The following is a 234-nucleotide window of genomic DNA, read 5'->3' on the forward strand; positions in this document are numbered from 1 at the left end:
CACCGTTTGCGGCTCACTGGCGGCATTGCCCGTACCGGAATCATCCACGACTTCGTAGGTAAACGTTACCTGTCGTAATTCTCCCTCCGCCAGGTCCTGAAAATCAGTACCGGGGTCAAAGGTGAAAGTGCCATTGCCGTTGTTCACCACAGACCCTTCAGACGGCAGGGTCAGGATAGTGAAACTGTGAGCATCCGTTAGATCCGCATCCGTGACGCTGAAACTGGCGGTCAC

General features: G+C 55.1%; 1 protein-coding gene. It reads right to left on the reverse strand.

Features of this window, described 5'->3' with window-relative positions:
• Positions 1-234 (reverse strand): cadherin-like domain-containing protein (locus tag AC27K1_RS21830; RefSeq protein ID WP_487152902.1); only part of this gene is annotated, 234 nt, incomplete at both ends.

The sequence above is a fragment of the Kistimonas ophiarachnellae genome (assembly GCF_057552235.1).